Consider the following 20,345-nt stretch of genomic DNA (forward strand, 5'->3'; position numbering starts at 1 on the left):
GGCTCCGGGTTCAGCAAAGCCCGTCCCTTAGCACGCCCCAGCTTCAGCGAGCATTCTGCCGACCTCCGCCACCGCCAGGTCGACGTCGGCGACGGTCGGGCTGTCGGGCGCGACCGGGCGGTCGACGATGACGACCGGGATGCCGCGCTCGCGCGCGACGATCAGCTTGGCTTCCGCGGCATGCGATCCACTGTTCTTCGCGACGAGGCATGTGACGTTGCGCTCGGCAAACAGCGCGCGCTCCGCCTCCAGCGCGAACGGCCCGCGCTGGGCGAGGAAGGTCGCCCGCTTGTGGCGGAACGGCCTCTCCGGGGGATCTATGACGCGGATCAGGAGCTCAAGGTCCTTCCGCTTCTCGAAGGCCTTGATGTGCTGGCGTCCGATCGTCAGCAGGCAGACGCCGGCGGTGGCGGGCGTCGCGGCGGCGGCCGCCGCGACATCGGAGACGATTCGCCAGTCGTCGCCCGGCTCGCGCCGCCATTGCGGACGGTCGATGTGGACGATCGGCGTGCCGGTATCTGCGCAGGCGATCCCGGCATTGGCCTTCATCTTCGAGGCGAACGGATGCAGCGCGTCGACCACCGCCGCTATGTTCTCGACCGCGAGATACGCGCCGAGGCCCTTCGCCCCGCCGAAGCTTCCGACGCGCTCCTCACCAACGGCGCTGCGACGCGTTTTGGTTCTGCCGGCGAAGGAGGAGATCACCTCGTAGCCTGCTGCGGTCAGGGCTTCCGCCGCGGCGAAGCCTTCCGTCGAGCCGCCCAGAACCAGAATACGCGGCCGCCCCGGCTCCGGCCGAGATTGTGCGACGGCTGCGAAATCTGCATGGTCCGCCGCATGTCGCCCGTGTTGCCCCATGGAACTCTCCCCCCGTATCCCGTCGTCCTGCCGTCCGCTATCGCGGGCGCCATGCCGCCTTTTCCCGCCGGTTGCGTCTGGCTCGTCGGCGCGGGTCCTGGCGATCTTGGTCTTCTCACGTTGCAGGCAGCCTGGGCCCTCGCTCAGGCCGAAGTCGTCTTCTTCGATGCGCTCGTGAATGAGGAGGTTTTGAGGCTCGCGAAAGGCGGCTGCGAGTTCGTCTTCGTCGGCAAGCGCGCGGGCTGCCCGTCGCCCAAGCAGTCGGAGATCACTGCGCGACTGATCGCGGCTGCGCAGGAGGGCAAAAGGGTCGTGCGCCTGAAGGGCGGCGACCCCTACGTCTTCGGGCGCGGCGCGGAAGAGGCGCAGGGGCTGGTCGCCGCCGGAACGCCGTTCCGCGTGGCCTCGGGCGTCACGGCGGGGATCGGCGGCTTGGCCGCCGCGGGCATCCCGGTCACGCATCGCGACGTCAACCAGGCGGTCACCTTCATCACCGCTCACGACGCCTCCGGAAAGCTCTCGGAGCGGCTGGACTGGGCGGCGCTCTCGGCCGGGTCGCCGGTGCTGGTGGTCTATATGGGTTTCCGGTTGATGCGGGAGATCGCCGCGCGTCTGCTCGCCGCCGGGCGGCCCGAGGACGAGCCCTGCGCCGTCGTGAGCCACGCGTCCACGCCGCGCCAAAAGGTCTTCGTGACCACGCTCGGCGCGCTGGTGGAAGGCGGAGGGACTGACGGCGCGGAATCGCCGGCGATCCTCGTCTTCGGCCGGGTCGTCGCGCTCGCGCCCGTGCTCAGCCCCGCCCGATGACGCCCGCTTTCGTCGTCGCCGCGCCGTCGAGCGGTTCAGGCAAGACCATCGTCACGCTCGGTCTGCTCCGAGCCTTCCGAAACGCCGGCGTCGTGGTCGCCTCCGCCAAGATCGGCCCAGACTACATCGACCCGCGCTTCCATGAGGCCGCGAGCGGGCGGCCGAGCCTCAACCTTGACGGCTGGGCGATGCGCCGCGCCCGCCTGCTTGCGCTCGCCCAGGAGGCGGGGAGGGGCGCCGAGCTCATGGTGGTCGAAGGCGTCATGGGCCTGTTCGACCATGCCGCCGAACCTGGGATCGAAGGCCATGGCGGCGCGGCCGATGTCGCCGCCACGCTTGGCGCGCCGGTCGTGCTGGTGCTCGACGCGTCGGGGATGGCTCAGTCGGCCGGCGCGATTGCGCGCGGGTTCGCAGGATTTCGAGAGGGCGTGACGGTCGCGGGCGTCATCCTCAATCGCGTCGCAAGCCCACGTCACGAGGCGCTGCTGCGGCTCGGCTGCGATGCGGCTGGCGTTCCGGTCTTTGGCGCCCTGCCGCGGACGAATGAGCTCCGCACGCCCTCGCGCCATCTCGGTCTGGTGCAAGCGGAAGAGTTGCCCGAGCTCCACGCGCTGATCGCCGACGCCGGCCGGCTCGTCGCGGCGCATGTCGACCTCGACCGGTTACGCGCGATCGCGCGGCCGGCGCCGACGTCGGGAGAGGCGCTTCCGCGTCCGACGATCCGCCCGTTCGGCCAGAAGATCGCGGTGGCGGCCGACGCCGCGTTCCGGTTCGCCTATCCGCATGTGCTCATGGGCTGGCGAAAGGCGGGCGCGGAGATCGCCCCGTTCTCTCCGCTCGCCGACGAGGCGCCAGCCTCCGATTCTGATGCGGTGTTCCTGCCGGGCGGCTATCCCGAGCTTCACGCCGGGCGACTCGCTGGCGCGTCACGTTTCGGCGCTGGGATGCGCGCGGCGCCCGGTCGTGGGGCTGCAGTCTATGGCGAGTGCGGGGGCTACATGACGCTCGGCGAAGGCCTCGTCGACGCCGAAGGCGCGCGCCACGCGATGCTTGGGCTGCTCGGCCTGGAAACCTCCTTCTCCGCCCGAAAACTCCATCTCGGCTATCGCCACGCCACGCTTGCGGCGTCTGGACCGCTTGGGGACGCGGGCGCGGCGTTCCGGGCGCACGAGTTCCATTACGCGACAACGGCGTCTGAGGCCGGCGATCCGCTGTTTGAGGTCGGCGGGGCGTCGGTCGGCTTGCGGCGCGGAAGCGTCTGCGGCTCGTTCCTGCACATGATCGACGGGTCTTGAGCCCTAGACGCGCTTGCGCCCGCCGCCGCAACTCGTCCATGGTCCGCGAATGTCCGTGCGCGCGTTCATCTGCGGCTGCGAAGGCCTTCAGCTCACTCAGCGAGAGCGTGATTTCCTGCGCGAGGCGCAGCCCTGGGGGCTGATCCTGTTCGGACGCAACATCGCGTCGCTTGAGCAGGTGTCCGCGCTCTGCGCCTCCTTCCGCCAGGCGGTCGGCCGCATGGACGCTCACGTGCTGATCGATCAGGAAGGCGGCCGTGTGCAGCGGCTGAAGCCGCCTCTGGCGCTCGGCCATCCTCCTGCGGCGCGCTATGGCGAGCGCTACGACACCGATCCGGAAGCTGCGGTCGAGGCGGCGCGGGCAGGCGCCCAGCTGATCGCGGCGGAGCTTGCGGCGCTCGGGATCACGATCGATTGCCTGCCCGTGCTCGACCTTCCCGCCGATGGCATGACCGACGCGATCGGCGACCGCGCCTATGCGCGCACCGTCGAGGGGGTCGCGGCGCTCGGCGGCGCGGTCGTCTCGGGCATGCTCGCCGGCGGGGTGCTGCCAGTCGTCAAACACATCCCCGGACACGGACGCGCGACCGTCGATAGCCATTATCACCTTCCGCGCGTGACGGCCGATCGCGCGACGCTGGAGGCGTCCGACTTCAAGACATTTCAGGCGCTGGCCGACGCGCCATTGGGCATGACCGGGCACATCGTGTTCGAGGCGATCGACCCCGAACGACCGGCGACGCTGTCGCCCGTCGTCATCTCCGAGATCGTGCGCGGGCTGATCGGCTTCGAAGGCCTGCTGATGTCCGACGACCTCTCGATGAAGGCGCTGTCGGGCAGCGTCGGCGTTTCGGCCTCGCGGGCGCTTCGCGCGGGCTGCGACATCGCCTTGCATTGCAACGGCGCGATGGACGAGATGCTCGAAGTCGCGGCGGCGTCGCCGCTTCTCGAAGGACGCGCAGCGGAACGCGCGGCGGCGGCGTCCGCGATGCTCTTGCCGGCCGGCGCGGTCGATATCGCGGCGCTCCGCGAAAAGCGTGACAGCCTGCTCGCCTGACTCGACTTTCCCGCGGAGGCGACCCGCCCTTGGCCGAGCGTGACGAGACGGCTTTCGAGGCCGACCAGCGGGAGAGGCCGGACGGCCCCGCCTTCGTCGTCGACGTCGACGGCTTCGAGGGGCCGCTCGATCTGCTGCTCGACCTCGCCCGCCGTCAGAAGGTCGATCTCGCGCGGATCTCGATCCTGGATCTCGCCGAGCAGTATCTCGCCTTCGTAGAAGCCGCCCGCGCCGAACGCCTCGATCTCGCCGCCGACTATCTCGTCATGGCGGCATGGCTCGCTTACCTCAAATCCCGGCTGCTCGCGCCCGACCCTGTCTCGGACGACGACGAAACACCGCCGGAAATAGTCGCAGCTGCGCTCGCCTTCCGCCTGCGCCGGCTGGAGGCCATGCGCCGCGCCGGCACCGCGCTGCTCGACCGGCCTTTGTTGGAGCGCGACGTGTTCGCCCGAGGCGAACGAGCCGAGGAGGCGACACCGGGCGCGCCGATCTGGACCGCCACTCTCTACGACCTACTGACAGCCTACGCCCGCCAGCGCACGCGCAACCTCGTCACCTCCCATACCGTCGCGCGCCGGCCGACATGGACGCTCGCCGAGGCGCGCGAGGCGCTGGAGCGGCTCGTCGGAAGGTCCGCGAACTGGTCCCGGCTCGACGCGCTGCTGCTGCGCTACATGACGCCCGAAATGCGCGCCTCGGTGCTCGCCGCAGGCTTCGGCGCCTCGCTGGAGCTTGCGCGTGAGGGCAGGGTAGAGCTTCGTCAGGACCGGCTGTTCGGGCCGTTGTTCGTCCGCTCCGGCGCGCCGCTTGCGCTCGCCTCATCGACGGACGAGCGATGAGCTTCGAGCAGCCGACCTTTGCGATCCCGGGTCTCGACGGACGGCTGACCGAGGACGAACGTGCGCGGGTCGATCCGCTGCATGTGCGGATCGTCGAGGCGCTGCTGTTTGCGGCGCCGGAGCCGGTCGAGGAAAGGGCGCTGGCGGGCCGCCTTCCCGAGGGCGCCGACCTCCGTCTCGTCCTGCGCGCGCTCGCCGAGGATTACGCGGTCCGCGGCGTGAACCTCCGGCACGTCGGCGCAGCCTGGGCCTTCCGCACGGCGCCCGATCTCGCCGCCTCGGTCGCGGACGGAGCGCGCGAGATCCGGAAGCTTTCTCGCGCGGCGATCGAGACGCTGGCGATCATCGCCTATCATCAGCCGGCGACCCGCGCCGAGATCGAGGAGATCCGCGGCGTCGCGACCTCGCGCGGCACGCTGGAGACGCTGCTGGAGGCGGGCTTCATCAAGCTCCGTGGCCGCAGGCGCGCGCCGGGCCGGCCGGTGACTTTCGGCACCACGCCCGGCTTCCTTGACCATTTCGGTCTGGAGCAGGTTTCCGACCTGCCGGGCCTTGCCGAGCTCAAGGCCGCTGGCCTGCTCGACGCCCGCCTGCCCCCGGGCCTGGACATGGCCCCGCCGTCGGATGACGACTCGCTCGGTGAGGACGAGGAGCCGCTGGGGGATGGCGATCCGTTCGGGCGGGAGGAGGAGTAAGGCTGTACGGCGACGGCTTGCGTGCTTTGAGACGCGCCTTTGGCGCTCCTCAGCATACGGAGATCGGAAAGGCCTCACCGATCCTCATGCTGAGGAGCCTGCGGAGCAGGCGTCTCGACGCACGCAGCATCTGGACGTGCGGCTTACCGGTTGGCCCCGCGCGTCATGTCACGGTCGATCAGCAGCGACGTGCGGCCGTTGAGTCGTGCGCGGTAGACCTGCGTGTTCTCCATCACCCGCTGCACATAGTTGCGCGTTTCGGTGAAGGGGATGCGCTCGACCCAGTCGACGGGGTCGGTGTCGGGTTTGCGCGGGTCGCCATAGCGTTGGACCCATTGGGTCACACGGCTCGTGCCGGCGTTGTAGGCCGCGAACACCATCACGTAGGAGCCGTCGAAGTCGCGCGCGAGTTCGCCGAGATGCGCGGCGCCGAGCTGCGCGTTGAAGGCGGGATCGGACGTGAGGCGACGCGCATCGAAGGCGACGCCAGCGTTCTTCGCCGTCTTTGCGGCCGTCGAGGGCAGCATCTGCAGCAGCCCGCGCGCGTTCGCGTGGCTCACCGCCTGCGGGTTGAAGGCGCTCTCCTGCCGCGCGATGGCATGGACGACGGGCGGCTCGATGGCGGGGCCGACCGGGCGATAGCTCGGGACGCCGCCGGTCGGGTAGGCGAGGGCGTCCACCGCAAACCCATTGTTGAGGCCGGCCTTGCCGACGGTAAGGGTCGCGCGGGGATCCTGATAGCGCTGCGTCAGTGCGCCGAGCAGGACGACCTCGCCGGGGCTCTTCAGATCGTCGGCGAGCGCGGCTACGAGCGGCAAAGCGAGCTCGCGCTCGCCGGCCCGGTAGAGCAGGTCGATCGCGCGGACCGACAGCCGGGCGCCGAACGTGGCGCGGTCCGTCGCGGTCGGTGTCGGGAGTGAGCGGATCGGCAGGTCCGGCAAGCCGAGGCGCGCGCGCGCGATCTGCCCGTAATAGCTGGTGACGTAGCGCGCGGCGCGTTCGTAGGAGACACGGGCGGAAGCGCGATCGTTGGACGCTTCGAGGGCGCGGCCCTGCCAATAGAGCGCTCGCGACAGCGTACCAGGAATCGTCGCTTCCCTCTGGACGATCGCAAAGTGACGGGCGGCCGTCCTGGGGTCGTTCATGGCGCGGAGAGCGATGAAGCCGGCGAGCATGTTCGACTCGACTTTGTCGCTGTCCGAGCTCGGCTCGTCGCGCGCGAGCACCTGATAGGCGCCGCGGGCGTCGCCGATGTCGAGCAGGTCGCGGGCGATCACCCGTCGCTCGACCGACCAGGCGTCGGGATCGACCAGCGCGGCCCCGCCGCGCGGCGCCGAGGCGATGGCGGCCGCAGCCTCCTTGGGGCGCTCGGCGCGCCGGTTGAATTTGGCGGCGGCGAACATGAAGCCCGGATCGGACCGCGCCGAGCTCGGCACCGCCGCCAGCAGCGCGGCCGCGTTCGGCAATTTGCGGATGACGGCGGCGCGCGCCTTGGCGACCGCTGCGTAGGATCCGCCGGCGCGGGTTGCAGCGCGCATGCCGGCGTCAACTTCGTCGGACAGGAAACGCATCTCGGCGCGGGCGCGATGATCCGCGGCGGAGAACATCGACCCGAATGTCGAAAGGGTCTGCTGCTCGAGCTGGCCGTCGAGGCCGTCGGAACGGTAGGCGTCCTTGGCGAGGCTCGCGGCCGAGGCGCGGTCCCCGGCGGCGAGAAGCGCGCGGGCAAGGGCGAGCTTGCCCTCGGCCCGTTCCGGCTTGCCGTTCGCGGCGAAGAAGGCGCGCACCGTCGCAGCCGGAACGTTCTCGAGCCAAAGCGCTTCCTCGGCCCGGCGGCGGACCATGGAGGCCAAAGGCCAGTCGCGATGGACGCGGTAGAACGCGTCGATCTGCGCGAAGCCGCAGGTGCGCGAGGCCAGCCTGATCTGCAGCCAGTCGAGCAGGGTGACTGCGCCGGGATCGGAGACCTGGGCGCGCAGCGCGCGGGCGCCGGCGGCGTCGCCGCGCTCGAACGCCTGGATCGCGGCGCGGATCTGCGCGACGTCGTTAGACGACACGCTCGGGTTCGGAGTCGCTCTGGATGTCGACGAAATCGCGCCCGTGACCTCAGTGTCGTAGGCGAGCACGATCTCCCCCGCAGCCTTCATCGTCTCGGCGGACGAGGCGTCGGCGTCAGGTCCGAAGCCCGGCGCTTCCAGGGCGATAGCGGCGGCATGCGCGGAAATGAGAACGCTGACGACGGCGGCGCCGCGAAGCAGGACATGAAACGCGGACATGATCTCTCGACTTGAGGCTTGGCGTTCCGGGCCGGTTCCCGGACTCGTTCGAAGCCTCAGTTTCGACGTGCGGACTTTACGAAACGCTAACCGAGACATTAGGCGGCGCGAGCATGGTCGGGCTTTCCGTTCGGCCGCGGCGCGGCTATCTAGGTCGATCGAACGTGACGCCGGCAAGGCGAAGCGCCATCACCAATCCGCGACGACCGCGTTTCCAAGCGGCGCGGCGCGAGAAACTCGAAGACGATGACCCAGCCTCAGTTCCTCGGCTCCATCACCGCGCTCGTCACGCCGATGCGCGAAGACGGCGCGCTCGACGAGGGCGCGTTCCGCTCGCTGGTCGACTGGCAGATCGCAGAAGGCACTCATGGCCTCGTGCCGGTCGGCACCACCGGGGAGAGCCCGACGCTCGGCCATGAGGAGCACCACAGCGTCGTGCGCTGGTGCGTCGAGGAGTCGAAGGGCCGCGTGCCCGTCATCGCGGGCGCGGGGTCGAACTCGACCCGCGAGGCGGTGTCGCTCGCCCAGCATGCCGAGAGAGACGGGGCCGACGGTCTGCTCGTCGTGACGCCCTATTACAACAAGCCGACCCAGGAGGGCCTTTACGCCCACTTCAAGGCGATCGCCGACGTCACGGCTCTGCCGATCCTGATCTACAACATCCCCGGCCGCTCCGTCATCGACATGAACGTCGACACGATGGCGCGGCTCTATGAACTACCGAACATCGTCGGCGTGAAGGACGCGACCGCGAACATCGCGCGCGTCTCGCAGCAGCGCGCCAAGCTCGGGCCGGATTTCATCCAGCTCTCGGGCGAGGACGTGACCGCGCTTGGTTTCATGGCGCATGGCGGGCACGGCTGCATCTCGGTCGCGTCGAACGTCGCGCCCGGCCCCTGCGCAGCGTTCCAGGAGGCCTGCATGGCGGGCGACTACGCCTCCGCGCTCGCGTTCCAGGACCGGCTCTACGGGCTTCATGTCGATCTGTTCTGCGAATCGAACCCCGGCCCGGCCAAGGTCGCGCTCAACATGCTCGGCCGCTGCGGCGAGACCATGCGGCTGCCGATGGCCCCCTGCTCGGACGCGACCCGGACCAAGATCCGCGCGGCGCTCGAGGCCGCCGACCTGCTCCGCCCGAACGCGGCGCCTGTGCGGGCGGTCGCCGTTTGACGCCGTCATGAACGCAAAGGACCCGAACGCCCGCTACCGTATCGTCGCGGACAACCGAAAAGCCCGCTTCAACTACGAAATTGGCGAGACAATCGAAGCCGGCATCGTGCTCGTCGGGACCGAGGTGAAGTCGCTGCGCGAAGGAAAGGCCACGATCGGCGACGCCTATGCCGGCGAGTTCAACGGCGAGGTGTTCCTCTACAACGCCTACATCCCCGAATATCTGCAGGCGAACCGCTTCAACCACGAAGCCAAGCGCCCGCGGAAGCTGCTGCTGCACGAGGCGCAGATCAACAAGCTCACCGGCGCCGTGACCCGCGAGGGCATGACGGTTGTGCCGCTGAAGATCTATTTCGACGACCGCGGCCGCGCAAAGGTCGAGATCGCGCTCGCCCGCGGCAAGAAGCTCCACGACAAGCGCGAAGCCGACAAGGAGCGCACCTGGAACCGGGACAAGTCTCGGATCATGCGAGACCGAGGATGAGCTTTTTTGCGGAGCGGTGGGCGTTCCGCGGGATTGTCGCGATCGCCGGGCTTGTCCCGGTCTCCGCAGGATTGAGCGGGATCGTCACCGGCGCCGGCTTTCTCGACGTGCACGGGCCGGCGCTCGACAGCCATGTTCGCTATCTCTCGGGGCTGCTGCTGGGAATAGGGCTCGCGTTCTGGGCGACGCTGGGTCGGCCGGAACGCCATAGCGGCCGCTATCGTCTGCTGACGGCGATCGTCGTCCTTGGAGGGCTCGCACGGCTCTACGGCGTTTTTGTCGGCGACGCGCCGCCGGCGCCGATGTTGTTCGGGCTGGTGATGGAGCTGATCGTGACGCCGGCGCTCTGCCTTTGGCAGGCGCGATTGGCGCATCGATTAAGCGTCTCATCTTCAGCCTAGATGGTGGCGGACCTTGGCGAAGACCGCCTCGAACATCTCGGTCGTCAGTACGCCGGTGTTCGTGTTGTAGCGGGAGCAGTGGTAGCTATCGAACAGCGCGACGGCTCCGATGCTGTGCTCCGTATTGTGGCCGAACGGGGCGTCCTTCAGCTTTGCGCCGAGAGCCCGAAGCACGCTCTCATGAGCGATGCGGCCGAGCGCCACGATGGCGCCGCCGGCCGGCAGAGCCTCAAGCTCGCTCTCCAGGAACCTGCGGCAGGTCCGGATCTCCGAGGGTTCAGGCTTGTTTTGCGGCGGCACGCAGCGGACCGCGTTCGCGATCCGGGCGTCGAGGAGGACGAGGCTGTCGTCTGGCCGGGCTTCGAAGCGTCCCGTCGCAAAGCCGAAGTTGATCAGGGTCGCGTAGAGCAGATCGCCCGCGTAGTCGCCGGTGAAGGGACGGCCCGTGCGGTTGGCGCCCCTCAAGCCTGGCGCGAGGCCGACGATCAGCAGCCGCGCGCCGACCGGACCAAAGGAATCAACCGGGGCGTTGTGCCAGTCGGGAAAGCGCGCTCGCTGCTCCTCACGGAACGCCGCCAGGCGAGGGCATAGCGGGCAATCCCGCGACGGCGCTTCCGGCGCAGGCGACGGCTCTACAAGGACCATCGGCCTGAACCGTCAGACCTCTGGCGCGGCGTCGATCGCGGCGTTTCGGCGCGCTTCGCGAGCCACGCGCTCGGCGGGATCCCGGCCGATCCGCGGCGCCAGCTCCGCCAAGTCGAGGAAGTGGTCGGCGCGACGGCGAAGGTCGTCTGCGATCATCGCCGGCTGGGTGGTCACGGTCGAGACGACGGTGACCCTGACCCCGCGCCGCTGCATGGCCGCCACCAGAGGCGTGAAATCGCCGTCGCCCGAGAACAGCACCATGTGGTCGAGCTTCTCAGCGAGCTCCAGCGCGTCGATCGCGAGCTCGATATCGAGATTCCCCTTCACCTTGCGTCGACCTTGCGTGTCGGTGAACTCCTTGATCGGCTTCGTCACGACCGTGTAACCGTTATAGTCGAGCCAGTCGATCAAAGGCCGGATCGTGGACACTTCCAGGTCTTCTGCGAGCGCGGTGTAGTAATAGGCGCGGATCAGATAGCCGCGGCTCTGAAAATCACGCAGTAGACGTCTGAAATCGATGTCGAATCCGCAGCCGCGGGCGGTCGCATAGAGGTTCGCGCCGTCGATGAACAGGCCTAAGCGCTCATCGGAATAGAACATAGCGTATCGTCTTTCTTCGGAAAAAGGATTGAAAATGGAGCGCCCGCGGCCGCTGACGGCGAAGCGCTTCCGCGTGCTTGCCACGGGAGACGCCCCGCGGTAAAGACCGCGCTCATCCTAATCCCAAGCGACCGATCATAGGAGCGCGCCACATGGCCCGCGTCACCGTCGAGGATTGCATCGACAAGGTCGACAACCGCTTCGACCTCGTTCTGCTCGCGGGGCATCGCGCCCGTCTGATTTCCGCTGGTCAGCAGATCACGGTCGATCGCGACAACGACAAGAACCCGGTCGTCGCGCTCCGCGAGATCGCCGAGGAGACGGTGGCGCCCGCCGATCTTCGCGAAGACCTGATCCACTCGCTGCAGAAGTACGTCGAGGTCGACGAGCCCGAAGCCGAGGCCGTTCCCGCGCTTGCCGGCTCCGGCGGGTCGCCCGACGATGACGGCAACATCTCCTTCGATCGCATGACCGAGGAGGATCTCCTCCGCGGCCTCGAAGGCCTGGTGCCGCCGGCGGAGACCGACGACGACGAGGGCTGAGGCGCGGCGCTTCATATCTGGACTGATGTGACGCCGTCGCGGATTTCCGCGGCGGCGTTTTTTTACGCTCGAATTGGTAATTCTTGTGCGCTGGTAGGCGGCCGCCGATATCTTCGATTGATTCCACGCGGCGAGACGGTTCGGCACTACGGCATGATGCGGCAATACGAGCTGGTCGAGCGCGTCAAGGCGTACAATCCCAACGCCGACGAAGCCCTGCTCAACCGCGCCTACGTCTACGCGATGAAGGCGCATGGCCTTCAGCTTCGCGCGTCGGGCGACCCGTATTTCTCGCATCCCCTCGAAGTCGCGGCGATCCTCACCGAACTCAGGCTCGATGATGCGACGATCGTGGCGGCCTTGCTGCACGACACCATTGAGGACACCGACACCACGCGCGATGAGATCGACGCGCTGTTCGGCAAGCAGATCGGCTCTCTCGTCGAGGGGCTGACCAAGCTCAAGAAGCTCGATCTCGTCACCAAGGAAGCGGCCCAGGCGGAGAACCTGCGCCGCCTGCTGCTCGCGATCGCAGAGGACGTCCGCGTCCTGCTCGTGAAGCTGGCGGACCGGCTGCACAACCTTCGCACCCTTCACTTCGTGCCGCAGTCAAAGAGGGCGCGCATCGCGCAGGAAACGCTCGACATCTATGCGCCGCTCGCCGCGCGCATGGGCATGCAGGCGCTGCGCGAGGAGCTGGAGGACATCTGCTTCCGCACGCTCTTTGCGGACGCCTACGCCACCATCATGGAGCGGCTGAACCGGCTCGCCGCGCGCAATGTCGAGGCGATCGAGGAGATCCGGAAGAACTTCGAGGAGATCTTCGCCAAAGCGGGCCTCAAGGCCCGGGTCACCGGCCGCCAGAAGCGTCCCTACTCGATCTGGCGGAAGATGGAGCGGAAGTCCGTAGCCTTCGAGCAGCTTTCGGACATCTTCGCGTTCCGCGTCGTCGCGCCCGACGTTCCTGCCTGCTACCAGGCGCTCGGAGCGCTCCACACCGCCTGGCCGACCGTGCCGGGGCGGTTCAAGGACTACATCTCGACCCCGAAGGCCAATGACTACCGCTCGATCCACACCACGATCGTCGGCCCAGGCCATCAGCGCGTCGAGGTGCAGATCCGCACCGAGGCGATGCAGCGGCTCGCCGAATACGGCATCGCGGCGCACGCGCTCTACAAGGACGCTGCGGGCCCGGACAACGACGTGCTGGCGCGCGAGAGCCGGGCCTATGGCTGGCTGCGACGCACCGTGGAGCTGCTCGCCGAGGGCGACAATCCGGAAGAGTTCCTCGAGCACACCAAGCTCGAGCTGTTCAACGATCAGGTGTTCTGCTTCACGCCGAAGGGCCGCCTGATCGCGCTGCCGCGCGGCGCGACGCCGATCGACTTCGCCTACGCCGTCCACACCAGTGTCGGCAACGAGTGCGTGGGCGTGAAGATCAACGGCATGAGCGAGTCGCTCGTGACGCCGCTGAACAATGGCGACGAGGTCGAGATCATCCGCTCGGACGCCCAGACGCCTCCTGCGGCCTGGGAGGCGCTGGTCGTCACCGGCAAGGCGCGCTCGGCGATCCGCCGAGCCACGCGCTCAGCGGTCAGGGCGCAATATGCCGGGCTCGGCCGCCAGATCGTGCAGCGCGCGTTCGAACGCGCGGGCAAGAGCTTTGCGGAAGAGCGTCTGCGCGGCGTGCTGCACCGGCTCGCGCGGGCGTCCGTCGAGGACGTGCTGGCTGCGGTCGGACGCGGCGAGATGCACTCGATCGACGTGGTCCGGGCCGTATACCCGGAAGTGAAGGACGAGCGTCCGCAGACCTCGATGGGCGTGCCCGCGCCGGCCGATGGCTGGTTCGGCCTGGAGCAGGCCGGCGCTCTGCGCTTCAAGGCGCCGGAGGTGGAGCCCGCGGACGGGCAGGGGCCTTCACTGCCGATCCGGGGCTTGCGCGGCGATCTGCCGGTGCGGTTCGCGCCGAACGGCGGCGCGGTGCCGGGAGACCGCATCGTCGGCATTCTCGATCCCGGCCAGGGGATCACGATCTACCCGATCCAGTCGCCTGCGCTGAAGGATTTCGACGACCATCCCGAGCGCTGGCTCGACGTCCGCTGGGACGTCGATCTCGCCAAACGCGAGCGGTTTCCCGTGCGCATCGTCGTGACGTCGATCAACGAGCCGGGCTCGCTCGCGCTGATCACCGGCATCATCTCGAACTACGAGGCGAACATCGACGACATGAGCATGGTCTCGCGTTCGCCGGATTTCCACGACATCGTCTTCGATCTCGGCGTGTTCGACGCCAAGCATCTCGGCGCGATCATCGCGGACCTGCGGCAGGCGCCGGTCGTGAGCAACATCCTGCGGGTGAACGGCTGATCCCAACGAGAGAGCGGATACGGGATTGCGTGCTTCGAGACGCCGTCCTACGGACGGCTCCTCAGCATGAGGACCGGTGTCTCTGGCTCTAAACGGTCCTCATGCTGAGGCCTGCGTCAGCAGGCGTCTCGAAGCACGCAGACCGTCTGTTCAGGCAAGCTCATCATGACGGAAAACATCAGGCTCGGCGTCAACATCGACCACGTCGCGACGGTCCGAAACGCCCGCGGCGGGATGCTGCCGGACCCGGTCAGGCTCGCCCATCTTGCGGCCGAGGCGGGAGCCGAGGGGATCACGGCGCATCTGCGCGAAGACCGCCGCCACATCCGCGATCGCGACATCGAGCGTATCCGGGCGGAGGTCGCGGCCCCGCTGAACTTCGAGATGGCGGCGACGCCGGAGATGCTGGCCATCGCCCTGAAGGTGCGCCCCAACGCCTGCTGCCTGGTCCCCGAGAAGCGGGAGGAGCGGACGACGGAGGGCGGCCTCGACGTCGTCGGCGCCAAGGCGCAGATCGCGCCAGTCGTGAAGGAGCTTGCGGCAGCCGGCATTCGCGTCTCGCTGTTCGTGGAGCCCCAGGAGGAGGCGCTGGAGCAGTCCGCGCTGATGGGCGCTCATATCGTGGAGCTCCACACCGGCTCGTGGTGCGAGGCTCTGATCGCTGGCGAAACCGGGCGGGCCGACGCCGAGTTCGCCAAGTTGGCGGCCGGCGCCACGCTTGCGGCGAGCCTCGGTCTCGAAGTCCACGCAGGACACGGGCTCGATTTTGCGAGCGCCGAAACGATCGCCGCGCTTCCGGAGATCGCCGAGCTCAACATCGGGCATTTCCTCATCGGCGAGGCGCTCGCCGTCGGGCTGCCGGAGACGATCCGGACGATGAAGGCCGCGATCGCACGCGGACGAAGGAGGCCTGCTTCATGATCCTCGGCATCGGCAACGATCTCTGCGACATCCGCCGGATCGAACGGACGCTCGAACGCTTCGGCGACCGGTTTCTCGATCGCGTCTTCACCGATCTCGAACGCAAGCGCGCCTTCGCGAGAGGTGAGCCCGCGCCGACGCTCGCCAAGCGCTTCGCCGCCAAGGAGGCCTGCGCGAAGGCGCTTGGCACCGGCCTCCGGAATGGCACTTTCTGGCGGGACATGGGGGTGGTGAACCTGCCCTCCGGTCGGCCGACGCTGGCGCTGACCGGTGGCGCGAAGGAGCATCTCGATCGGATGACCCCCGCGGGCTACGAGGCGCGGATCGATCTGACGCTCACCGACGAGTCTCCGCTCGCGGCGGCCGTCGTCGTGATCAGCGCGGCGCCCAAGGCCTGAGCGCGACGCCGCGCTTCATTGCCACCGGCCTGCGCCGGGGCTATCACGCGCCGCTGCGGCTTCTCCGCCTTCGAACAGGACTTCCATGAGCGCGACGACCGACAAGAAGCAAACCGCCGAAGGCGGCTTCCTCGAGATCGTGAAGATCTGCGCCCAGGCGCTTTTGATCGCTATCGTGATCCGAAGCCTCGTGTTCCAGCCCTTCAACATCCCGTCCGGCTCGATGGAAGACACGCTGCTCGTCGGCGACTACCTGTTCGTGAACAAGTTCTCCTACGGCTACAGCCACCACTCGCTGCCCTTCAGCCCGCCGATCTTCAAGGGTCGGATTCTGGAGTCGCTGCCGAAGAGGGGGGACATCGCCGTCTTCAAGGTCAACGTGCCGCAAGACGGCTGGACCGACTACATCAAGCGCGTCATCGGCCTGCCCGGCGATCGCATCCAGATGATCGATGGCGTGCTCTACATCAACGAGAAGCCGGTGCCGAAGGTGCGGCTGCCCAACGACTACATCGAGGGAGAGGGCGGCGCGACGCGGCGCATTCCGCGCTACCAGGAGACGCTCGACAACGGCCGATCCTACGAGGTCCTCGACATGGACCCGAACGGCTTCCTCGACAACACGCCGGTCTATGAGGTGCCGCCCGGACATCTCTTCATGATGGGCGACAACCGCGACAACTCCACCGACAGCCGCGTGCAGTCGGCAGTCGGCTACGTGCCCGTCGAGAACCTCGTCGGCCGCGCCGAGATGCTGTTCTTCTCCGTCGACCGGGGCGAAGCGGCCTGGGCGTTCTGGAAGTGGCCGTGGACGGTGCGCTGGTCGCGGATCGGCACGATCCTCGAATGAAGCGGCCGAAGGTCGCGCATGAAGAGGTCGAGGCGAGCATCGGCTACGTCTTTGAGGACCGCACCCTGCTCGACCGCGCGCTGACCCACATCAGCGCAGCCAAATCCTCCGAGGGAAGGCTCGGCAGCTATCAGCGCCTCGAATTTCTCGGAGACCGGGTGCTCGGCCTCGCGATCGCGTCGATGTTGCTCCACGCCTTCCCGAAATCGGCCGAAGGCGAACTTTCGCGGCGCCTAGCAGAACTTGTGCGCGCGGAAGCGTGCGCAGAGGTCGCCGAGGCGATGGCGCTCGCGCCTCATATTCGGCTTGGGCCCGGCGAAGCCCATTCTGGCGGGCGCAAGAAGATGGCGATCCTCTCCGACGTCTGCGAATCCGTAATCGGCGCGGTCTATCTCGACGGCGGCTACGACGCGGGCGCCGCGCTGGTCGACCGTTTCTGGCGTCCGCGTATGCTCGATCCGGTGCGTCCGTTGCGCGATCCAAAGACCGAGCTCCAGGAATGGGCGCAGGGACGCGGATTGCCCGCGCCGTGCTATCGTGAGGTGGCGCGCTCCGGTCCCGACCACAGCCCGCAGTTCCGAGTAGCGGTTTCCGTCGACAGCCTTGGCGAGGCCGAAGGCGAGGGCGGCTCGAAGCGGGCGGCGGAGCAGGCCGCCGCGACAGCGCTGCTCGCCCGAGCGGGCGTTACGTCTGGAGAGAAAGATTGAGCGACGAAGACACGCTTGCCGACGGCCATGAAGGCGCGACGCGCTGCGGTTTCGTCGCCTTGGTCGGCGCGCCGAACGCCGGCAAGTCGACGCTGGTCAACGCCCTTGTCGGCACGAAGGTCTCGATCGTCAGCCACAAGGTGCAGACGACGCGGGCGCTGGTGCGCGGCCTCGTCATCGAGAATGGCGCGCAGATCGTGTTCGTTGACACGCCCGGCATCTTCGCGCCAAAGCGCAGGCTCGATCGCGCCATGGTGACGACCGCCTGGGGCGGCGCGTCCGACGCCGACGTCATCGCGCTGCTGATCGACGCGCGGAAGGGGCTCGACGAGGACAACATGGCGATTCTCGGCAAGCTTGCCGACACCAATCGTCCGAAGATCCTGCTGCTGAACAAGATCGACCTCATCCGCCGCGAGCAGCTTCTGGCGCTGGCGCAGGAGGCTAGCGCGCGCGTCGCCTTCGGCCGCGTCTTCATGATCTCGGCGCTGAAGGGCGACGGCGTGAAGGACGTGACCTCCTACCTCGCAGACGAGATGCCGGTCGGTCCCTGGCTTTATCCGGCCGACGACGTCTCCGACCTGCCGCTGCGGGCGCTCGCCGCCGAGATCACGCGCGAAAAACTATTTGGCCGCCTGCACGACGAACTGCCTTACGCCTCGACGGTCGAGACCGAGAAGTGGGAGCAGCGCGACGACGGCTCGGTCCGTATAGAGCAGACCATCTTCGTCGAGCGCGAGACCCAGAAGCGCATCGTGATCGGCAAGGGCGGCCAGACCATCAAGCAGATCTCCACCGAAGCCCGGAAGGAGATCTCCGAGATCGCCGACACCGTGGTGCACCTCTTCCTGTTCGTGAAGGTGCGCGAGAACTGGAGCGACGACCCCGAGCGTTACCGGGAGATGGGGCTGGAGTTTCCTCGAAGCTGAACGGACACGTTTTCTCCGGAGACGATAAAGGCCGTCATCCCGGCCGAGTGAAGCGAGAGCCGGGACCGTCATCAGGACTGAGCGCAGTTTCGAGCGCGATCCCGGCTCTGCACGGCTTCGCCGCTCCAGCCGGGATGACGTCCGTCTTCCGCGACGTCTCCGTAATCCGCCTTCCCGCCTTGATGCCGCACGAATCGTCGTGTGAGACTGCAGTCCTCCAATCGAGGCTTCGGCGCTCGGACGGACGCTCGGCAATTGCGCCGGCGCCCTTGCGACGTCGCGCCTCCTGAACACGGGCGGACATGGACAACATCGCGATCGTCAACGCGATCCTGCTGTTTGGCTCGGCCCTGATGCTCGTCGGCATCCTGTCCTCGCTGGTGGCCTCCCGCTTCGGCGCGCCGCTGCTGCTCGTCTTCCTTGTCATCGGCATGCTGACAGGGACTGACGGGCCCGGCGGCGTCGCCTTCGACAATTACCGCATCACCTATCTGATCGGATCGCTCTCTCTGGCGATCATTCTGTTCGACGGCGGGCTGCGGACGCGTCTCGCCCACGTCCATGGCGCGCTCGTTCCTGCAATCGTGTTGGCGACGGTCGGCGTGCTGCTGACGGGCGGGATCGTCGGGCTGTTCGCCGCCTGGGCGCTGAACCTCAAGCTCGTCGAGGGCCTGCTCGTCGGCGCGACTGTCGCCTCGACCGACGCGGCGGCGGTGTTCTTCCTGATCCGTTCGAGCGGCATGCAACTTCAGCGCCGGGTCAACGCGACGCTGGAGATCGAATCCAGCACAAACGATCCGGTGGCGGTGTTCCTGACCGTGCTGCTGGTCGGCCTGGTCTCCGCCCAAGGCGGAGACGGCGAGGGGATCGCCGTCATCGGCCGCTTCCTGCAGGAGGCGGTGATCGGAGCTGCGGCGGGCGTCGCGGGCGGCTTCGCGCTCGCCTTCGTGCTGAACCGCGTCGACCTGCCCTCGGGTCTCCATCCGCTGTTCGTGGTGGTCGGCGTCATCGCGCTTTATGCGCTCGCCGCCGTCATGCACGGCTCCGGCTTCCTCGCCGTCTACATCGCGGGAATTATCGTCGGCAACAAGCAGGTACGCGCGCTGCCGAGCATCATCGCCTTCACCGACACGGTGACCTGGCTGTGCCAGATCGTGATGTTCATCGTGCTCGGCCTGCTCGTCACGCCCTCGCAGCTGCTGCCATCCCTGCCGGCGGCTTTCGCGATCGCGGCGTTGTTGATCTTCGTCGGACGGCCGCTCGCGGTGGCGCTCTGCCTCGCGCCATTCGGATTCAAGCCGAAGGAGATCGCTTTCGTCGGCTGGGTGGGCCTGCGCGGCGCGGTGTCGATTTTCTTAGCCGCGATCCCGACGCTCGCCCACGCGCCGAACGCGCAGATCTATTTCAACGTCGCCTTCGTGGTGGTGATCGTCTCGCTGATCGTCCAGGGATGGACGATCACGCCGCTCGCCAAGCGTCTGGGCCTTGCGGTTCGCAAGACGACCCGTGTGGTCCATCGCGTCGAGATCGACCTGCCGGGCCAGCTTGCGCAAGAGATGGTGGGCTACACCGTCACCCCCAAATGTCCGATCCTGGCGCGAGACTCGCTGCCGAAATGGGCGCGCGCAATCATGGTTGTGCGCGATGACGCGATCCTCGATCCCGACAACGCGGGGTCCTTGAGGCCCGGCGACTACGCGTACTTCCTCGCGGCGCCCGAGCGCGTCGCCGAGCTCGACGGCCTGTTCGCCTCGACTGAGACTGCGGGCGCAAGGCCGGCGCTGGGCGAGTTCCCGCTCAGGGGCGACGTGGCGCTCGCAACGCTTGCCGAACTCTATGGACTGGCGGTCGCGCCCGACGACCAGACCCGCACCGTCGCCGACGTCTTTGCGAGCCGCTTCGAGAACGAACCGGCGGTCGGCGATGTCGCGTCCTTCGGCCCGGCGACCCTGATCGTGCGCGGCGTCGATGACGGCCGGGTAGCGCGCGCCGTTCTGCGGATCGAGGATGAGGGCGAGACGATCGCGACGCAGGGCTTCGCTGATGGAGGGGCGGCGCAAAAGGCGGGCGTTCGCATCGCGGAGCTGGTCGCTGTTCTGCGCAAGCGTCTCGGCTTCGCGTAAACCTCGAGGTAACCATGCCGCGGTATGCTTCGTGCATGATCATCCGCACGAAATGGCGCATGGCCGCCGCTCAACTCGCGCTCTGGCTCGTCGCAGCCGGCGCGGTCGTCTATTTCGGCCAGCAGGCTTATGTCGGCGATCACGGGCTGGTCGCGAGCCGCTCCAAGGAAGCGGAGGTTGCGTCGCTGACCCAGCGGCTGGATAGCCTGAAGGCCGAACGCGCGGCGATCGAGCATCGCATCGATCTTCTCAGCACGGAGCGGCTCGATCCGGATCTGCTCGACGAGCAGGCGCGCGACGACCTCGGCTGGGTCAGCCCCAGCGATCGGGTCATCAAGTTCCAGTGACATCCGGCGCAGCAATGCTGCGACAACCGGC

The 20,345-nt window shown here is 68.0% G+C and carries 21 protein-coding genes; 17 read left to right on the top strand and 4 right to left on the bottom strand.

Features of this window, described 5'->3' with window-relative positions; genetic code table 11:
• Positions 1 to 27 precede the first annotated feature (27 nt).
• Entirely contained in the window at positions 28 to 858 is an 831-nt protein-coding gene (locus tag EYR15_RS05540) for a cobalt-precorrin-6A reductase (RefSeq protein WP_131001900.1), read from the bottom strand.
• 51 nt (positions 859 to 909) lie between these two features.
• On the opposite strand from EYR15_RS05540, the gene cobA reads away from it, so the two are divergent.
• Genes cobA through scpB form a run of 5 tightly spaced genes read left to right on the top strand, consistent with a single transcriptional unit; the run spans position 910 to position 5,554 of the window.
• Positions 910 to 1,665 (top strand): uroporphyrinogen-III C-methyltransferase, encoded by a 756-nt coding sequence (cobA, locus tag EYR15_RS05545; protein ID WP_245498165.1) that lies wholly within the window; start codon positions 910 to 912, stop codon positions 1,663 to 1,665.
• Positions 1,662 to 2,960 carry a cobyrinic acid a,c-diamide synthase CobB gene (locus EYR15_RS05550; RefSeq protein WP_131001902.1) on the top strand — a complete coding sequence of 433 codons (1,299 nt, stop codon included), beginning with the start codon at positions 1,662 to 1,664 and terminating at the stop codon, positions 2,958 to 2,960. The genes cobA and EYR15_RS05550 overlap by 4 nt, the downstream gene beginning before the upstream one ends.
• Before the next feature lie 49 nt (positions 2,961 to 3,009).
• Positions 3,010 to 4,017 (top strand): beta-N-acetylhexosaminidase, encoded by a 1,008-nt coding sequence (nagZ, locus tag EYR15_RS05555; RefSeq protein ID WP_131001904.1) that lies wholly within the window; start codon positions 3,010 to 3,012, stop codon positions 4,015 to 4,017.
• Positions 4,018 to 4,046: 29 nt separating this feature from the next.
• Positions 4,047 to 4,859, top strand: coding sequence for a segregation and condensation protein A (locus EYR15_RS05560; RefSeq protein ID WP_131001906.1), 813 nt, complete (start codon positions 4,047 to 4,049; stop codon positions 4,857 to 4,859).
• A complete protein-coding gene (gene scpB, locus EYR15_RS05565) occupies positions 4,856 to 5,554 on the top strand; it encodes an SMC-Scp complex subunit ScpB (protein ID WP_131001908.1) in 699 nt (232 codons plus the stop codon). Before EYR15_RS05560 ends, scpB begins: the two co-directional genes overlap by 4 nt.
• Before the next feature lie 143 nt (positions 5,555 to 5,697).
• On the opposite strand, the gene EYR15_RS05570 is transcribed toward scpB, so the two are convergent.
• The gene (locus tag EYR15_RS05570; RefSeq protein WP_131001910.1) at positions 5,698 to 7,830 is read right to left on the bottom strand and encodes a lytic transglycosylase domain-containing protein; all 2,133 of its coding nucleotides are present in this window, start codon (positions 7,828 to 7,830) and stop codon (positions 5,698 to 5,700) included.
• 246 nt (positions 7,831 to 8,076) lie between these two features.
• On the opposite strand from EYR15_RS05570, the gene dapA reads away from it, so the two are divergent.
• From dapA to EYR15_RS05585, 3 genes are read left to right on the top strand one after another with little or no spacing between them, the layout of a single operon-like run.
• Entirely contained in the window at positions 8,077 to 9,000 is a 924-nt protein-coding gene (gene dapA / locus EYR15_RS05575; RefSeq protein WP_131001912.1) for a 4-hydroxy-tetrahydrodipicolinate synthase, read from the top strand.
• 7 nt (positions 9,001 to 9,007) lie between these two features.
• On the top strand, positions 9,008 to 9,484 hold the full coding sequence (gene smpB, locus EYR15_RS05580) for an SsrA-binding protein SmpB (RefSeq protein ID WP_131001914.1): 477 nt from the start codon (positions 9,008 to 9,010) through the stop codon (positions 9,482 to 9,484).
• Positions 9,481 to 9,885: a DUF4345 domain-containing protein gene (locus tag EYR15_RS05585; RefSeq protein WP_131001916.1), complete on the top strand. Its 405-nt coding sequence runs from the start codon at positions 9,481 to 9,483 to the stop codon at positions 9,883 to 9,885. Before smpB ends, EYR15_RS05585 begins: the two co-directional genes overlap by 4 nt.
• Here the strand turns inward: EYR15_RS05585 and EYR15_RS05590 are convergent.
• Positions 9,877 to 10,530, bottom strand: a complete 654-nt coding sequence (locus EYR15_RS05590) for a uracil-DNA glycosylase (RefSeq protein WP_131001918.1) — start codon at positions 10,528 to 10,530, stop codon at positions 9,877 to 9,879. The genes EYR15_RS05585 and EYR15_RS05590 overlap by 9 nt on opposite strands.
• Before the next feature lie 12 nt (positions 10,531 to 10,542).
• Positions 10,543 to 11,130, bottom strand: a complete 588-nt coding sequence (locus tag EYR15_RS05595) for a LabA-like NYN domain-containing protein (protein ID WP_131001920.1) — start codon at positions 11,128 to 11,130, stop codon at positions 10,543 to 10,545.
• Between the two features lie 152 nt (positions 11,131 to 11,282).
• Between EYR15_RS05595 and rpoZ the strand changes: the two genes are divergently transcribed.
• The 9 genes from rpoZ (at position 11,283) to EYR15_RS05640 (ending at position 20,314) form a co-directional block, all read left to right on the top strand.
• A complete protein-coding gene (rpoZ, locus tag EYR15_RS05600; protein ID WP_131001922.1) occupies positions 11,283 to 11,672 on the top strand; it encodes a DNA-directed RNA polymerase subunit omega in 390 nt (129 codons plus the stop codon).
• A gap of 153 nt (positions 11,673 to 11,825) precedes the next feature.
• Positions 11,826 to 14,039 carry a RelA/SpoT family protein gene (locus tag EYR15_RS05605; RefSeq protein ID WP_131002425.1) on the top strand — a complete coding sequence of 738 codons (2,214 nt, stop codon included), beginning with the start codon at positions 11,826 to 11,828 and terminating at the stop codon, positions 14,037 to 14,039.
• Between the two features lie 165 nt (positions 14,040 to 14,204).
• A complete protein-coding gene (locus tag EYR15_RS05610) occupies positions 14,205 to 14,960 on the top strand; it encodes a pyridoxine 5'-phosphate synthase (RefSeq protein WP_131001923.1) in 756 nt (251 codons plus the stop codon).
• Complete coding sequence (gene acpS, locus EYR15_RS05615) at positions 14,957 to 15,358, top strand: holo-ACP synthase (protein ID WP_131001925.1); 402 nt, start codon at positions 14,957 to 14,959, stop codon at positions 15,356 to 15,358. Before EYR15_RS05610 ends, acpS begins: the two co-directional genes overlap by 4 nt.
• Positions 15,359 to 15,443: 85 nt before the next feature.
• Complete coding sequence (gene lepB, locus EYR15_RS05620; protein ID WP_131001927.1) at positions 15,444 to 16,208, top strand: signal peptidase I; 765 nt, start codon at positions 15,444 to 15,446, stop codon at positions 16,206 to 16,208.
• On the top strand, positions 16,205 to 16,915 hold the full coding sequence (gene rnc / locus EYR15_RS05625) for a ribonuclease III (protein WP_131001929.1): 711 nt from the start codon (positions 16,205 to 16,207) through the stop codon (positions 16,913 to 16,915). Before lepB ends, rnc begins: the two co-directional genes overlap by 4 nt.
• Positions 16,912 to 17,844: a GTPase Era gene (era, locus tag EYR15_RS05630; protein WP_131001930.1), complete on the top strand. Its 933-nt coding sequence runs from the start codon at positions 16,912 to 16,914 to the stop codon at positions 17,842 to 17,844. The genes rnc and era overlap by 4 nt, the downstream gene beginning before the upstream one ends.
• Positions 17,845 to 18,146: 302 nt before the next feature.
• Positions 18,147 to 19,967, top strand: coding sequence for a potassium/proton antiporter (locus EYR15_RS05635; RefSeq protein WP_131001932.1), 1,821 nt, complete (start codon positions 18,147 to 18,149; stop codon positions 19,965 to 19,967).
• A gap of 59 nt (positions 19,968 to 20,026) precedes the next feature.
• Complete coding sequence (locus EYR15_RS05640; RefSeq protein ID WP_245498166.1) at positions 20,027 to 20,314, top strand: FtsB family cell division protein; 288 nt, start codon at positions 20,027 to 20,029, stop codon at positions 20,312 to 20,314.
• Positions 20,315 to 20,345: the final 31 nt, after the last annotated feature.

Origin of the sequence: Hansschlegelia quercus (assembly GCF_004310425.1) — a bacterium.
Classification (GTDB): domain Bacteria; phylum Pseudomonadota; class Alphaproteobacteria; order Rhizobiales; family Methylopilaceae; genus Methylopila; species Methylopila quercus.